Consider the following 16,301-nt stretch of genomic DNA (forward strand, 5'->3'; position numbering starts at 1 on the left):
GTGTTCTTCAAGAAGGCGATCGCTCATCCTGAAAAGAGTCAGTAAGTTGAATCGCACATTTCACTTGCCAGTGAGTAAATGGCAGATTTTTTGTGGGATGGGCATCTTGCCCATCCGTTGCAATTTTGTTGGCACAACAGCGTATGACAAAAATCCCTGGTTTTGCTGCCAGGGAATTAAAGTTCAAACTTTAGCGGAAAGGAAAACTCATATTGACGACTAAAACCGCGTCACCTTAAAACACAATTGTCCAACCCTGCTTCTTCGCCTCTTGCTTGGTGTAAGAAACTCCGTCAACCTTAATCCCTTGAGCATCGAGAAGAGTGATAATCCCGCCATCATTGGCAAGCTCGACATCGGCTCCACCCAACGGTACTCTCATTACAGCACCCGACTCAATGGTTCCTGTGAGCGTATGCTTGTGCTTCAAGCGATCTGCTAACGCCCAACCCGTCAAGTCTACTGATACAGGCGAGGCATTCAGCAAGCTAATTGACTCCTTAGCTGGATCTTCACCCGTGGGATTAACCAAAGCAGCGATGATTCTCACCTGTGCCGCTACTGTAGGAATCGTCGGATCTAAAGGCACGGGCGGCTGATCAGGAGTAGTTACCAATGGGTTGCCCTTAACATCATCCGTATGGAACGACTGTGACTGGAATGCAAAGAAAGCCGCAACCCACTGATTCCGTTCTGGGTAGTGAATCAACAGCCCCCCATCTTGATAAACCCCGTTATATTTTTGAAACGTACCTGAACTGCCCTGATTCATGTGTATGTCATGAACCCCATTCCCAGGACGGAAGCTAAAAATCTTATCCCCCTTAGGCTCTGGCCCCCATTTTTCACCAAAAGCATACACAACGGCTTTGTCAGAATTAATTGCCCGTTGGATGTATAAATCAATTAGTTCATTCAGGTCATTATCCGGCCCAGGCATGTTGTACGGCAACGGCTTCATCTGGGTAACATCAAATAGATTCCCTCGGATGTAGTCCAAAGCCAACTCCCCTGGCTTGCTCGGCAGTGAATGGAAGCCCAAATCCAACGCAGTCAGCTTGTCAGTAATCGAGTGCTGAAAATTGTCGTCTACGAAGTACAACAAATCGAACGGTGCCAGCACTGACTTAACATTGATGGCAAGGCGATAGCTCTGCTTATTATCTTTGACATGCACTTGATAATGTGGACATTGGTCATCATTTTCCATCTTGCCAGCCACAGCCCGACCTTTCAAAACACCATAATTTTTGATAGGCATTTTCTTTTGTCTCCTTGGGTTAGTTCATTAGTAAATTCGACAAAAAGGCAGAGGGCAAAAGGCAGAAGGAAGAAGGAATGCCTTTTGCCTGTACTCGTAACCGAAGGGAACACGGGTCTCTCGTCCCCCGGCACAATCTTCGATTTGGCGGCTTGTATTTGGTAGGAGCTTTAACCCGCCACCCAATTGCGCCCTTCTGCCCCCTGCCTTCCTTCTTTTGCCTTCTTTAACTTGGGTCATGAGTCCTGCTAAGAGGTCGGTGAATTTTCCTCTGGCAACTCAAATTGAGCCAGTACAGGTGCGTGATCGGATTCGGGATACAGCATATCAGTGGCAAAGGCGAGGGACTCGTCGTGCAGCAACTCATTATGAATTTCTGCCCCTCGGTAGTACGCCAGTAGCCTCCGCGAAATCAGCAAATGGTCTAACATTCTCCCCTTACCCTGGTGTAACAAGGAGAACCGCGCAGGCTCAGGAATACTGCGTTCACAAGCCACCATTACCCGCTTCGAGAGGTTGGCATTACCTGTATTCTCCACATCCCCGCGAATGGCTTCCATTGGCACTTCGTCGATTTCCGCATTGAAATCGCCACAAACCACAACCAGCGCATTTTCATCCGCATCAAACAACTGATCGATGAAAATCCGTGTCTCTAGCGCCTGTCCCACTCGCTTCATAGAGGAAAGGAAGAAGCCCTCCGCCCAACCAGAGGGGGTCTTCCAGGTATAATTGTTGAGCTTTTGCCCCGGAATTGGACTGGGCAGTTTAGATTTCAGGTGGACGTTAATCACGTTGAGAATCTGACTATCCGGGAGTTTGATGGTGGCGTGTAAGAATGGTCGCTCCCATGTGACTTCCTTGGCTTCTTTATCCGTTGGGGTCGCGGTTACCGTGCGGTACAAAGGAGGGGGGGCATCTCAACCGCAGGAACTTAGCCTTAAGGACAGGCTGTCACATTCGTAAAGCTCTCAATCGCTGGCGCAAAATCGACCGTACCTGTGTTGTTAGTACTTACACTATCGCGATCGCTAACCTGGAACGTTCCAGCATTTCGCTGTAACACGAAATTCGTGTTGCTGTTATTACCATTGAGCCTGACGCAGAAGGTTTTAGTGGCGTTCATCACGGCATAGAAACCAGGGATGGTGTTATTTTGCAGGATATTGAACTGAACATCAGCCGTAACCTGGCTATCGCTATTCGCTTGCATAAAAATGCCCTGACCTGCACTATTACTCACAGTTGTCTTGTTAATGTTGATGTTCTGTTGAGCAATTCCATTCGCCTGGGTGAAAATGCCCTGACCTCCCTGGCCTTGACTATCAACTGTTGTGCCGTTAATCGTACTGTTGGTAATGGCAACTTGCTGAGTGCTATTATCGCTCGCTTGCACGAAAATCCCCTGCCCAGCACTGTTATTTACACTGGTGTTGTTGATGATGAATGTTTGTCGGGTGGTCGGTTCTGTGAGTTGGCTAGAAGCTGAAACGAAAATCCCCTGACCTGCACTGTTGCTAACTTGAGTACCCTCAATATTAAAGTTCTGCTGTGCGCCGCCATTAGCCTGGGTGAAAATACCCTGCCCTCCGTCACCTTTGCTGTCAACTGTTGTACCGTTAATCGTGCTGTTGGCGATCGCAAATTGCTGAGTGCTATTGCCATTACCCTGAAAGAATACGCCCTGACCCTTGCTATTAGTGACACTGCTGCCGTTGAGGTTGACGGTTTGTTGGCTGGTTGGCTCCTGTGCTGTGCTAGAGGTTGAGAAGAACATACCCTGACCGGCACTATCACTCACTTGGGTGCTGTTCACCGTCAACTGCTGCTGTGCACCGCCATTGGTTTGAGCAAATAGCCCTTGTCCCCCTTCGCCTTTGCTGTCAACGGCTGTGCCTTTAATCGTGCCATTGGCGATCGCAACTTGCTGTTGACTATTGTTATTCGCCTGTAAAAAGACAGCCTGACCCGCACTATTGCTCACATTGGTGCCGTTGAGGGTAATATTCTGTCGGCTTTGGGGTTCTGAGGCTTGGCTAGAGGTGGAGAAGAAGACACCTTGACCTGCACTGTTGCTGACTTGGCTGTTGTCAACGGTTATTTGCTGCTGTGCGCCGCTATTGGCTTGGGCGAACAAACCCTGTCCTCCTTCGCCTTTGTTATCACGAGTCGTGCCGTTAATCGTGCCATTAGCGATCGCAAATTGCTGTTGGCTATTGTTATTCGCCTGAAGGAAGACACCCTGACCCGTGCTATTGCTTACACTCGTGCCATTGAGGGTGATGTTTTGTCGGCTTTGGGGTTCATCCACTTTGCTAAACGCGGAAACGAAAATGCCCTGCCCCCCACTCTCAGTGACTTTGGTGCTGTCAAGTTGCACCGTTTGTTGTGCACCGCTATTGGCTTGGGCGAACAGTCCTTGTCCTCCCTCACCTTTGCTGTCGCGGGTGGTGCTGTTAATGGTGCCGTTAGCGATCGCAACATCCTGTCGGCTATTGTTATTCCCTTGCAGGAAAATACCCTGACCACTGCTATTACTCACACTCGTGCCGTTGAGGGTAACAGTTTGTCGGCTTTGGGGTTCATCAACTTTGCTAAACGCGGAAACGAAGATTCCCTGATTGGCACTGTCACTGACTTGAGTATTATCAAGTTTCACAGTTTGTTGTGCGCCGCTATTAGCTTGGGCGAACAGTCCCTGTCCTCCCTCACTTTGGCTGTCAACCGTTGTACGGCTAATCGTGCTATTGGCGATCGCAACATCTTGCCGGCTATTGTTATTTGTCTGAAGGAAAATACTCTGACCAACGCTGTTGCTTACTGTGTTGCTATTGGCGGTGAATTTCTGTTGAGCATTCTCAGAGGCTTGGACAAAAATCCCCTGGCGACCACTATCACTGATCGTGTTGCTATTGACATTTAGCTCCTGTTGTGTAATTCCAGAAGCGGAAACAAAAATACCCCCAAGACGGCTTCCCGTGATGGTATTGTTGGCAATTAAACTGGTTCCAGCGACATCGGTGAGGTTAATTCCCTGTTCGCTGGGATTAGTGATGCGGTTGTCTCGAATCGTGACATTTTGGATACTGGTGCCTTGGATAGCGCTACCGGTTGCATTTGCGATCGCAAACCCTGACAGCGTTGTATTACTCCCCAACGTGACGGTTCCATTCACCACAGGAAACCCCCCACTCCCCGACAACGGCAACTGTAAAGTACTGAATCCTACCGTATCAATGCTTTGCGCTACTGAGGTGGACAGCACAGACACACCATCCGGAATTTTGAACGCCTCAATTCCAGGATTTGTCCCAGCTTGCACATAAACAATCTCACCCGACTGAGCCAGGTTCAGTCCATTCTGTACCGTCCCCGAAGGATTTTCAAACGTACCATCCCCCGCTTCTCTTCCCAAGGTGACGTGTCGAAATACAAAAGGTGTACCTGTCTTGGAATTGGTGGCAACAACGGTATCATTCTTGGCTTGCTCATCCACCGTAATCGCGGCCTTGCGTTCCACCGATTCCCCTAGGCGAGCCAGTACACTGGATTTATCTACACCACGAGGTCGAGTTCCTGGAACGTTGACTCCTAAACTCAGAACGACCTTGGTGTCGAAGGTTGGGTCATGTTGAACGGATAAGCCCAATCTCAAGGTATCCGTAGGACGTGCTTCCAACCGCCCTCTGACGCCAAAACCACTATCACTCCCCTGTGCACCGTAGTAATATACTCCGGCGTAGCCTCGTAAGTCTCCGTCTCCGAGGCGCACCAATCGTCCACCCGCTTCAACATCAACTCCAGCCATTGCCGCCTCGAACTGCGTCGCCCGGTTCAGAACCAAAAAGTTTTGCTGGAAGAAGGGATTGGATAAGGATTCAGCAATCTTTTCACGGGTGTTACCTACAGGAAGGTAGGCATTCACTCGCAAATCCCAAGCGTCACTGAGTCGTTCAAAACCCGCACCGACTTGGTGAAACAGAGTGTTACCTGTGTCGCGGACATCATAAGAAAGGTAACCCCCCAGAATTCGGTTTTGAGCTGAGCTATAAAATCGCTTCCCTAGTATTAGGTTAGTACCAATATTGGAGTCGGTAAAAAAGAGTAATTTTCCTTCCAAGAAAGTGAGATTATTTCCCGGATTTTGTTGGATTGGGAAAAAGCCTTCAAGACTAAAAAATGGCTCTTGGTAGCCAGCACCCGTGGTCGTAAAGCCTGCGCCGACGCGGGGCAGAATTTTTAGATCAGCCGCTTGACCACTGGATGAAGCTAATGGAGTGCTAGTTTCAGTCTCAGTCGTTTGTGCAACCACAGGAGAGATTAATGCTTGAGAAAGCATTAACCCGACGCAGATCGCCTGTGCTGACTTTTTCATAAATTAAAGATGTCGTGGAGAGGACTCTGACTCCTACTACATCAATAGCTAACGTCATCAGGCTAAAGAGGGATGAAAATCGGTAAAAATCTAGTGAAGTTTTGCCTGTAGGATACGCCAAAGGCACGATATTATCGTGCCCCTACACAAGATGGAATTTCACTCAATTGAAAACGACTAGAGTCGGGTGAGCATGGCTCACCTTAACGATTGAATTCTAGTGTAGAAATTTTTGTTACTTAGGCGTTCCTGGACAATCGCGATTCGACACTTTTCCATTCCAGCCAATCGTCCTACACACGGTAACTTGATCCCACTTGATGCCCTTAATTTTAGCACCTCTTAGGTCGGCACCTGAAAAGTTCGCACCTTTGAAAATGGCCTCAGAAAGGTCAGCGTCCCTTAAGTTGGCACCTGAAAAATTGGCACCTGAAAGATTAGCTTTTCTCAGTTGAGCCACGCTCATGTTGGCACCACTCAGGTCGGCATTGGTCAAGTCGGCAGAGTCCAAAGAGGCATACTTTAGATCTGCATTTCTCAAGCTGGCACCGTCCATACTAGCTGCTCTGAAGGCGGTACCCCAGAGTATAGCCCCCGTGAGCGTCGCACCTTCTAGGCTGGAATCCGTCAAGTTAGCACGGGTTAGGTCGGCATTAGTTAAATTGATCTTCGTTAGGTTGGCACGCGTCAAGTCGGTATGCTTCAGCATTCCCCCAGAAAAATCTTGACCGCTCAGGTCGGCTCCTCGGAGGTTACATCTCAGGCATCCCTTCGTGGAGCGGAGAACACTCAATTGGTAGGGGTTTTCAGCGTGAGTGGGTGTCCCCGTCGCCATCCATAAAGGAGCTAAAAGCAAACCAGTAATCAGAAGTTTGAGTTTCATGTTTTTAGATTGGGTCACTTACTTAATTCAGTCAGACTGGCACGAAATCGTCAGTGTTTCAATTAGTAGTCACCCTCAAATTTCTTCTTCGCAGGAAATACTCGACCCCTGAGTGGCGAACTCATCTCCCACCTGATCTGAGGAAGGAGGACTCGTCCCTTTGTCCTGGGTACACTCAACCACAGTGGGTGAGTATGATGCAAATATTTTTTTCTCCCCTGTCTCTGTCTTGGAGTCTTTGCCTTCCCGCCTTAGTCTCGACCAACGACTGATGACCACATGCCCTTCCTGGTTCGGTGATCAAGTGGAACCTGATAATATCCGGTTACGCACACTAACAGCCGTATCGGGAAAGTCGCTAAATACCCCGTCAATGCCCAATTTAAAAAACTGCTCATATTCTGCCTCACTGTTTCCGTTGTAGTCGGAAGCAAGATACTGCTGTTCATTCCGAAATGTCCAGGTATGCACCCTTAACCCAACGGCATGAGCATCGTCAATTAAACAGGTAGGCGGTTGTAGCCGTTTCGTCTGTATGGGTACAATTAACCCTTTATAGGGGCCAATTGCATCAGCATATTGGGCAATCTTCGCTAATTCTTCCGGAGTGGTTAAATCAGCATAGGTGCGAGAGTCACCCTTCACCATCAAATCATATGGTTGCTGCTCTCCGTGAGCTAGTAACTGCACCAAAGGTAGATGGGTCATCTGATTCAACTGTTTGAGGTTTTCGACTTCAAAGGATTGAATGTAGATGGGGTCGTGTTGGCTGGTGTAACCGTTCGCTTCCAGAAGGGCGACTAAAGGGTCTTCTAGTGAAAGATTGATGGATTTGAAGTAGGTAGGATGCTTAGTTTCTGGATAGATACCGATCGCGCTTCCCGTCTCGGTACTTCTGTTTTTGACTAAATCAATTATCTCTTGTAGCGTTGGGATTTCAAAGTGACCATCAAAGGCATGATTCCGGAAAGGCAAGCGCTCTTTGGCTCGAAGTGTTTTAAGTTCTGCCAAGGTGAAATCTTCCGTGAACCAACCTGTCACTTTTTGATCACCAATAATTTTAGTCGTTTTGCGGTTAGCAAACTCTCTCGCGTCGCTGACATCCGTCGTCTCAGAAATATCATTTTCATGACGAGCAACTAGAACACCGTCTTTGGTGGAGACGAGATCTGGTTCAATATAGTCAGCTCCCATCTGAATCGCCAACTCATAGGACGCGAGGGTATGCTCTGGGCGGTAACCACAGGCTCCTCGATGCCCAATCACAATGGGGAGTTTGCTGATAGTGATAGCCATCAGAATGGGTTTTCTAGGTTGGTGTCGGACGTATCGCTTGAGGAATGGAAAATTTTCCTACTATGACCTATGACCGAATACCCATGACCCAGAAGGATAAGAGTTACAATTAACTCACTCAGGCTGCTTCACCATAAAAGGGTTTTTGCGAGATCGCTGCCCCATTGTAAGCAATTGACCACTCGCCATTCACACTGAAACAGATATCTAGCCCTAAGTTATGGGCTTTGAGGGCATAGTAGCGATAGCCAATCATTATGGCATTTCGTAAGGCTTCACTGAAACATTCAATCCGGAGGGCACGATATTGCAACAAAATTCCCAAGCTATTTGTAACTTTGTAGGTGTCGATGATCACCTCGCATGGCTTCAGCGCTTCTCTGTGAAGCCCATCTAGGGAATCAATCCATAGTGCAATTACTCGATGATCTAGCTGGGCTGTCAGGGTCTGATTATCCATAATTCAGAAAAGGTCTTGGAGTGGAGGGCGTTAATTTATTGTCATCTATCTAATGGATGATATTACAAAAACTAGCCATTTGTCTCTAGGGAGGCTCTGACGGCACAAGATATCTAGGAGATAGCCTGAACCCAAGGAGTGAACTGTATCCTGCGATTTAGGGAGCGTCGGGAATTGAGAGAAACTTCATCAGTAATTTAGAGAAAGTTCATACAACGGTGAACCTACCGCCCAAGTTGCATACCCGGATCGCCTCCAAGGCATTCAAAAGTGCGATCGCACAGACCGGATTTTGCAGCAATGACACAACCGATCCCTGGGGTAATAGGCGGCGCGATCGCACTCCAAAGAGGATGGAACCATTACTGTCAGGTCAACCTCTCCCCTAGCCCCTTTCCACCTCTGCCTAACCCTCTGCGACAAAGAGAGGGAAAAGGTTTTAATTTGTTGCCCACAGGGGAGTCCGGCTCCCTCTTCCCTGGCATGATGCCTGCCCTGACAAAAGGGACTGCTCGTGCCGCCTGCCCACAAAATTATTGACAAAAAAGCAATTCTGTGAAAAAAAACAATATCGCTTCTGTATTGGCTCATGACCCACAGAAGCGATGTCAGTAAGTGATCGGATAAGATCAATCCCCCTAGCCATTCGATGAACTGGGGAATATAAGTCCCCCTTTTTAAGGGGGATTTAGGGGGATCTCTGGTGCTGAATTTAACTAACCGAGCAGTATTGGAAGCGATGTACCTCTACAGACAATAGGCGATCGCAAAAACTAGGGCAGTTACCTGCCCTAGCTTTTTCTTTTCCCCCTTAATAACCGGAGCGACCGGAGCTCTTATGTGAGGATGAGGAGGGTTAGGGGGTCTAAAGCGTTAACGATTGCGGATCGGTTTCAATCAACTTCGCCAAATCTTGCAGGAACGCTGCCGCATCAGCACCGTAGATAATCCGATGGTCACAAGTGATATTCACCTGCATCTGACGCCGCACACCCATCATTCCCTCCTCAGTTGCCACGACGCTAGGACGTGAAGCTCCGATCGCCAAAATTGACCCTTGTCCCGGCGGCAAAATAGCATCAAAACGGTCAACCCCAAACATGCCCAAATTGGACAGCGTGAAGGTACCAGAGCTATATTCCTCCGGCTGCAACTGTTTGAGTCTGGCACGTTCTACCAAGTCTTTCCAACTGCGAGACAGGGAATAAATATCAACTTGGTCAGCTTGTTGTAAGACCGGCGTAATCAGCCCCCCACCTGGCATTGCCACCGCGACGGCAATATTGATGGAACTATGATACTGAATGCCTTGTTCTACACAACTCGCATTGACCAAAGGATGTTTTTGCAACGTAACCGCCACTGCCTTCGCCAGCAGTGCCGTCATCGTCACGCCTTTGGACTTGATTTTTTTGTATAACTTATCCAGCTCATCGGTTGTAATGGTATAGCCAACATGGAAGGTAGGCACCTGAAGGCTGGCAACCATATTCCGTACAACCGCATTTTGCAGCGTATTAAACGGTACGGTTTCACCCAAGGCAGCAACGGGAACCGCTGGAGTGGGTGCTGGACGAGGTGCGGGGGTAGCTGGAGCAGGGGTTGAGGCTGGACGAGGTGCTGTTGTCGTCGCGGCTGGCGCAGGTGCGGGACTACTCGCTTTCCCCACGGCGGCTTCCACATCCTCGGCAACAACTCGCCCATGAGGGCCACTGCCTGTGAGGCTGTTCAGATCGACGCGGAGTTCCTTGGCTAACTTGCGAGCGCGAGGTGAGGCGACAATCCGTCCATTGCGACGGCTGGGGGTATCTTGAGCCACCTCTGGGGCAGCCTCTACTTGTCCAGGCGTCGGTGTGGGTACCGAGTCTGTTTGAGGGGTGGAAACAGCAGTTCCTTGGCTGGATTGAGCCGCTTGTTGTTGGACTTGCTCAATATCAGCCTCCGTTTCTGCCAAAAGTGCGATCGCCGCCCCTACGGGAGCCGATTCACCAGCCGGTACCGTGATCACAGCCAGATAGCCTTCATAGAAGGACTCTACGTCCATATCTGCCTTATCCGACTCAACCACCACCACCGTTTCGCCTTTCTCAACTTTGTCCCCTGGAGATTTCACCCAAGAAACTATTTTGCCTTCGGTCATTGTGGAACTGAGGGCGGGCATGAAAACTTCGTGGATCATGAGGTGGTTTTCCGAATCAATTGAGCTAAGGCGAACAAGAATTTTTGCCAGATTGCATTGTAGCTTGAGGAACGGCTCTAGAACCATTGAGTCTTCACAGTTCTTGGAGAAACCGTACCCCAGACCGCAGTTCTAACATTTAGCAGCGGTAATCGCCAAGAGATCTATATTGATTTTTGCCACAAGCCGAAAGAAGGAGTGATGGGGAAGAGTTCTTTCGCCCCTACAGATGGTGGTTTAAAGGTAGTGATGGCTGAATTTCTTTTGCCCAAGCTTCGATACCACCTTGGACTTTGGTTCCAGCAATCCCAGCGTGATTGAGCAGTACTAACGCACGGGCAGAGCGTTTGCCAGCCGTGCAGTAAGCCAGGACTTGACGGCCTTTAAGCTGGGACTTAATCTCGTTAATGCCTTTGCCTTGTTCTATGTCTTGTAGGGGCAGCGAGACGGCACCGGGGATGTGTGAAAATTTGTATTCATCAGGTGTGCGAACATCGACCAACAGGTAATTTTCCTGCGTGCTACTCATGAGTTTCTGGAGTTGCTGTACACTCATGACTGGCTCAGACGCTTCTTGAATCGCATAGCCAATGATGGGTAAGTCTGAAGCCGCCGCTAAAGGCACTCCCGCTTGGATCAGAGGTCGTAGTAAGTCAGAGTTGTAGCGTACCGCTCCTACAGCACCCACAGCGCCCAAGGCGAGGGCCACACCACAACCGGATAACCAGCGTTGTTTGGGCGATCGCTTATTTGCCAAGCTTAACTTAATTTCGGGGATGTCTTTACGCTCGTACCTGGGAAGACTTTGGTCGATGGACTCTCTCCAGGCATCAATCCCACCCGTAATATTGGTGGCTTTGATACCTGCTTGTTGTAGGCGAAAGACACTGTGGGCTGAGCGAATCCCAGCTCTACACAAAATGAGGACTTGCAGTTCTTCGTTGGGGTGATGCTGTTGTTTTTCTTGGATGAGTTGTTTGATTTTTACTACTCCTGCACCCGCTTTGATTTGTGGATAGGGAATCAGGAACCACTCTCCAGGTAAATGGGCAATGTTGTATTCACTGTTGTAGCGCACATCAATTAGTAGGAGATTGGAGGCGTTTTTCGTCAAAAGTTGCTGGAGTTGTTGGACGCTCATCTGAGGGACTTGCGTTTGCACCAACCGATTGCCGACGAAGGGAAGTTGGGTAAGTTTGCCGACGGGATTGCCTTGAGGGATGAAGTTGGATACATTCGTGTGGGCGTCGAGCATGATTGTTGCTTTCCTTTGTTCTCTCTATCCTGTGTAAATCGCGCTTGCGGTTCGGTAATGCTTACCCAGGTTTTTTGCAGCTAATGAACAAAAACAACTTCATGGATTGCTTTTATTTTCTCGAAATTACTTGACTACTTTAGGGAAATGCAGAGTAGTTGACTCAGGATCAAAGGGATTAATTGACTTGAATATTCAAGGATTAGACCCTAATTTATAAAGATATTTCCTGAGGTTTTTCATCAGAATTCGAGGATAATCTGTCAAAATAGAAGAGTGACATTCGGAGATAAAACTCAAATTAGGTCACGAAATTCTGTCATAACCATAGATTAGCTGACTGTCATAAAAAGTCATAATTCTTCGATAAATACTTATTTCAGCTTTAAATTAACAATCGATTTTTAAAGTTAAGATGAACTCATCAACCCACGAGATATAGCAAAAGGCACCGGATCTCATACGAGGAGGTAGAGGATTCGGCGCGCTGGGTCGCGGAATATCGCAGAAGGCAGAAGGGATGCATATTGACTCCTCAAGGTTTCAGTATTTGGCGAGAGTCAAGAGTTGCCAAGGCAACCACTATTAAGATTCCAGAGCCTTTTCCATTGGGCGTTAATCCTACTTATCTCGACTTTAGATTCACCCGGCAGTGAAACCGATAGTTGCGCTCAGTTTTCTATTCCCTGACCTCGCGCCTAGTTAGCGACAGCATCGCTAATTGGGTAGACGGTTTAATAGTAAAGATATGTTAAGAATTTAGATTAAATTAACAAGCCCTTCCTGATGCGCTATTGACTCAAACCGTAAATTAAAATAGCCGATTCACAAGCTTAAACAACGTTGTGATTGAAACACGACAAAGCTCTGTGCGGTCATCTATGTTTATTCTCTTAATTCAACCGCTCTGCTGTTAACTATTATGTCTGGTCAGTTTAAAAATTCTCTCGTGCTGCTAGCCAGTGTGGCAATCACACTGAGTTCTTGCAATCGCGTTAGTGTAGAGTCGAGAAACATCCAAGGGAATCACTCAGAACCAGCACCTCAGGTGACGACATCTGTGAGGAGTCCATCACCGATTTTGACACCGACGCCAATACTTAGGCAGGACACGTCGAAAGCAACGACTTCTACCGATAATGTACAAGTTAATCGAGAAAACTACAAACCCATTGCGCTCACTCAGCTCACGAAAAGTGAGGCTCTTATCGGTGAGGAACCAAAAGCGATCGCCCTGGCGGCTTTCGGTGACGTTGACTCCGAGGGAGGTTCGCGAGACGTAAAAGTCGAGTATCCGCAACCCGATCGCGCCATTGTCATCATCACCCAAACCGGTGTTGCGGATGATTCAGTGCGGGCAATTCGCTATCAGGCTGAACTAGTCCCAACCTCAAAATCTTCAAAGACGGGCAAGCAGTGGAAGATTGTGTGGGCTGGCTCACAGTTTACCTGCCGACAGGGGCGCGGTCATCAAGATTGGTCAATGAAGCTATGTTCTTGACCTTACTCTTGCTTTTTTCTGTGTAGATGACCCTGAATCGAATGACACTCTGTTAAGACAATTAGGGGATAATCGCCAAGCGGGACGTTGTCTGTTAATAATTGGAACTTGAGCGATACCCTACTGGGACAAAGTCCGCCAATGAAGGTTTGTTATTCATACTAGAGAGACTTTAGGAATGATCCGACTCTCTATGCATCGTGCCATTCGACCCTGAATAATTGAAGGTGTACTCCAACCATCGCCCCGCTTTATTTGCACAGGCTAAACATCACCCCGAATTTCTTCTACCACTCCATCTCTGAGCAGAATTTCTACATTCATTTTTCGCACCAAGTTATCTCCAGGTTCTACACGGAAATAGCTTTCCATCTGACCTTGATTCACTTCTTGATCCAGTTCGAGCATTTGTATTTGTTGTAGTTGCTGGAGCTGTTGATTTTTTTGTTCTAGCAGTTCACTTTTCTTTTGATTGACCTGCATTTGGATATTTTCGATTTGTTGCGCCACCTGCGGCCCAGGAGGTTGCAACGATTGCTTTTGAATTTCTGCGATCGCTCGTTGCCCCTGCATATCGAGTTGTTGCAACTGAGAGTCAATTTGGTTGATCTGCGCTTGAAGTTGCTGCTGAACCTCTTCCTTCCATCGGGGGGTGACGATGGCTTTGATGTTAACGGGTCGCTTTAACAGCAAGTTTGACTTAAAGTCGTCCATATGTGTTGCGCTAGGTAGATCTAAAGGTTAAATGATTTGAAGTTTCCTACTCCGGAGGAGAATCGATCGGAGAGGGAGTCAAAAAAGGTTCAAGGATGAAGGTTCAAAGAGAAACAATATGGGTTGCCCCAAGAGAGAGCGTTAGCATTTGCGTAGCATTTCTCCCGATGAATTCCGGGCAGCGCCTAGCGAGCCATCGGCTAGCAGGAGATTAACCTGATCGGGGCACACCCCCAGGCAACACATACCAGAAATTCTTGCTTCATTCTTCATCCTCCATACTTTTTTAGCCAACTCTCTCCTTTTTCACCTGAATCAGGCAAACATCCCGATAATAATATCGTGATAGCGTTCCATAACAACGGGTCGCCGGATTTTCAATGTTTGAGTCATCATGCCATTTTCCAGAGAAAAGGGTTCTAAAATCAACTCAAAAGGGCCAATCCGGTCATCAGCGCGATAACCTGGGCGATTTTTGACTTCTCGGTTCAATTCACTACGGAATAAGCTCTGAACCTCTTTACTATGTAGGTCAATAGCTGTCCGGAACTCCTCTGGAGGTGCGGCAGACTGACTGGACACAGCATTAGGAAGACGCAGGGCAAGATTTTGAGCGGCAGCCCATTGTTGTAAGGCTTCGATGTTGGGCACAATCAAAGCACCGAGCGATCGCTGGTCTTGACCCACTAGCATAATCTGATCGATGTAAGCGCTGCGTATACATGCATCTTCAATCGGCTGTGGCTCAATATTCTCACCATTGGTTAACACAATGGTGTCCTTTGCCCGACCGGTCAGCACGAGGTGATTTTCCGGTGTCACCCAACCCAAATCCCCCGTATCAAACCAACCTTCCGCATCAATTGCCTTAGCAGTGGCTTCCGGTTTTTTGTAATAACCTTGCATCACTTGCGGTCCCTTTACCAGAACCAAGCCCAGCTTTCCTTGAGGCAGAGTCTGACGAGTTTCGGGGTCAACAATCCGAACTTCTGTACCAGGCATGGGTGGGCCTGAACTATAGCGCAAGTTACGCCAAGGACGGCGCACGTTGGTCACGGGAGAGGTTTCTGTCAAACCGTAGCCCACCAACACCTCTACACCAATAATTTCAAAAAAGTCATCCAAGTGCCTTGCCAGGGAACCGCCACCGCTAATGACGATCTTAATTTGTCCCCCGGTTGCCTCGCGGACTTTTTGATAAACGATCTTGTGTGCTAGTTGATGAACAGGCCAGAGGGCAGTGGCTTGGGCACGGGCTTTTAGTCGTTCGATGGCTGAGGGCTGGAGGTTTTCTAAGCTCAATCCCTGCGCTAGACGCTGTGCTTCAATGTAACGTTTACTTGCGCTCAGGAAGTTTTGTACCAATCGCTGCTTATTTGCAGGCTGTTCGCGGAACTGCTTTTGCACGCCTTCGTAAATTGATTCCCACAGTCGTGGTACACCTACCATCAATTGGGGTTTAAATTCTCTCAGGTCTTTTTTGACGTTACGTAAGTTCGTATAAATCTGCGTGCAACCTTGGGAAAGGATGAAATACTCAACCGCTCGCTCGTAGGCGTGCCAACTGGGAAGGATGGAAAGAACTTTATCGCCCGGTTCCGGTACCCATACGGAACCAATGTTTATAACTTGATGCAGCAAGTTACCATGAGTCAGCATGACGCCCTTGGGTTTACCTGTGGTACCGGAGGTGTAGAGTAGGGTGGCTAAAGTATCCTGGTTGTGGGTAACACTCGTCAGGGGGCGGGATGCCCCGGCTGCCATTAACTCGGCATAGTTGATAATTTTCAGCGTTTCGCCTTCCGGCGGCTTTTCTTCGGAGAGGAGAATCACCCACTCAATGGGAAGAGAGTCTAAGCGATCGCGCAAAGTTTTCAGCAAGGCGAGGTTCTCTACCACTAAACCGATGCTACCGCTATCTTCCAGAATATAGAGCAGTTCTTCACGCTCTGCCTGAGCACTACGCACAGCATTTGCCGCCCCTGCTGTAATGATGCCCTGATCGGCAATCATCCATCGGGGACTGTTGTCGGCAAACAGAGCAATCCGAGTCGGGATGCCTGTTTCATCCAATTCTGTCTTGAAGCCCAGTGATTGCAACCCAGCCGCAAATTGCTGAATCTGCTGATATAACTGGGCATAGGTGAGGGTCGAAGGTTTAGCACCGAGCGCTCCGACACCATGAGGGTCGTTGAGAGCAACAATATTCTTAAAGCGTTGAGCAGCAAGAGGCCAAATTTCTGGAAGGGACTGCACTGAGGAATAATCCGCAGCACGTTTGAGGTTATTACTCTCTTCCTGGGTAAGGCGGTGAGCAGGGTGGTCGTTCGACATAAGTCAATTCCCTGAATAGTCGATTGCTTGTGTTTTTACCATA

The 16,301-nt window shown here is 48.3% G+C and carries 13 protein-coding genes; 2 read left to right on the forward strand and 11 right to left on the reverse strand.

Annotated features, from left to right (window positions below):
* Positions 1–7: 7 nt before the first annotated feature.
* The 7 genes from NDI48_11280 to NDI48_11310 form a co-directional block, all read right to left on the reverse strand.
* A complete protein-coding gene (locus tag NDI48_11280) occupies positions 8–187 on the reverse strand; it encodes a hypothetical protein (protein ID MEP0831789.1) in 180 nt (59 codons plus the stop codon).
* Positions 188–235: 48 nt separating this feature from the next.
* Positions 236–1,261: a DUF2278 family protein gene (locus tag NDI48_11285; protein MEP0831790.1), complete on the reverse strand. Its 1,026-nt coding sequence runs from the start codon at positions 1,259–1,261 to the stop codon at positions 236–238.
* 248 nt (positions 1,262–1,509) lie between these two features.
* Entirely contained in the window at positions 1,510–2,166 is a 657-nt protein-coding gene (locus NDI48_11290; protein ID MEP0831791.1) for a hypothetical protein, read from the reverse strand.
* Between the two features lie 35 nt (positions 2,167–2,201).
* Complete coding sequence (locus tag NDI48_11295) at positions 2,202–5,636, reverse strand: right-handed parallel beta-helix repeat-containing protein (GenBank protein ID MEP0831792.1); 3,435 nt, start codon at positions 5,634–5,636, stop codon at positions 2,202–2,204.
* Positions 5,637–5,871: 235 nt separating this feature from the next.
* Positions 5,872–6,519 (reverse strand): pentapeptide repeat-containing protein, encoded by a 648-nt coding sequence (locus tag NDI48_11300; protein ID MEP0831793.1) that lies wholly within the window; start codon positions 6,517–6,519, stop codon positions 5,872–5,874.
* Between the two features lie 300 nt (positions 6,520–6,819).
* Positions 6,820–7,815, reverse strand: coding sequence for a glycerophosphodiester phosphodiesterase (locus NDI48_11305; protein MEP0831794.1), 996 nt, complete (start codon positions 7,813–7,815; stop codon positions 6,820–6,822).
* Between the two features lie 118 nt (positions 7,816–7,933).
* The gene (locus tag NDI48_11310; GenBank protein MEP0831795.1) at positions 7,934–8,275 is read right to left on the reverse strand and encodes a hypothetical protein; all 342 of its coding nucleotides are present in this window, start codon (positions 8,273–8,275) and stop codon (positions 7,934–7,936) included.
* A 300-nt stretch (positions 8,276–8,575) separates the two neighbouring features.
* Between NDI48_11310 and NDI48_11315 the strand changes: the two genes are divergently transcribed.
* The gene (locus NDI48_11315; protein MEP0831796.1) at positions 8,576–8,815 is read left to right on the forward strand and encodes a hypothetical protein; all 240 of its coding nucleotides are present in this window, start codon (positions 8,576–8,578) and stop codon (positions 8,813–8,815) included.
* Between the two features lie 325 nt (positions 8,816–9,140).
* Here the strand turns inward: NDI48_11315 and NDI48_11320 are convergent, their stop codons facing one another.
* Together NDI48_11320 and NDI48_11325 are read right to left on the reverse strand one after the other, a co-directional pair.
* Positions 9,141–10,454: a 2-oxo acid dehydrogenase subunit E2 gene (locus NDI48_11320; GenBank protein ID MEP0831797.1), complete on the reverse strand. Its 1,314-nt coding sequence runs from the start codon at positions 10,452–10,454 to the stop codon at positions 9,141–9,143.
* A 223-nt stretch (positions 10,455–10,677) separates the two neighbouring features.
* The gene (locus NDI48_11325) at positions 10,678–11,709 is read right to left on the reverse strand and encodes a rhodanese-like domain-containing protein (protein ID MEP0831798.1); all 1,032 of its coding nucleotides are present in this window, start codon (positions 11,707–11,709) and stop codon (positions 10,678–10,680) included.
* A gap of 922 nt (positions 11,710–12,631) precedes the next feature.
* Between NDI48_11325 and NDI48_11330 the strand changes: the two genes are divergently transcribed.
* Positions 12,632–13,210 carry a hypothetical protein gene (locus NDI48_11330; protein MEP0831799.1) on the forward strand — a complete coding sequence of 193 codons (579 nt, stop codon included), beginning with the start codon at positions 12,632–12,634 and terminating at the stop codon, positions 13,208–13,210.
* A 264-nt stretch (positions 13,211–13,474) separates the two neighbouring features.
* Here the strand turns inward: NDI48_11330 and NDI48_11335 are convergent, their stop codons facing one another.
* Both NDI48_11335 and NDI48_11340 read right to left on the reverse strand, forming a co-directional pair.
* The gene (locus tag NDI48_11335; protein MEP0831800.1) at positions 13,475–13,924 is read right to left on the reverse strand and encodes a YlqD family protein; all 450 of its coding nucleotides are present in this window, start codon (positions 13,922–13,924) and stop codon (positions 13,475–13,477) included.
* A 315-nt stretch (positions 13,925–14,239) separates the two neighbouring features.
* The gene (locus NDI48_11340; protein MEP0831801.1) at positions 14,240–16,258 is read right to left on the reverse strand and encodes a long-chain fatty acid--CoA ligase; all 2,019 of its coding nucleotides are present in this window, start codon (positions 16,256–16,258) and stop codon (positions 14,240–14,242) included.
* Between the last annotated feature and the right edge of the window lie 43 nt (positions 16,259–16,301).

This window comes from Microcoleus sp. AS-A8 (assembly GCA_039962225.1).
Lineage (GTDB): Bacteria > Cyanobacteriota > Cyanobacteriia > Cyanobacteriales > Coleofasciculaceae > Allocoleopsis.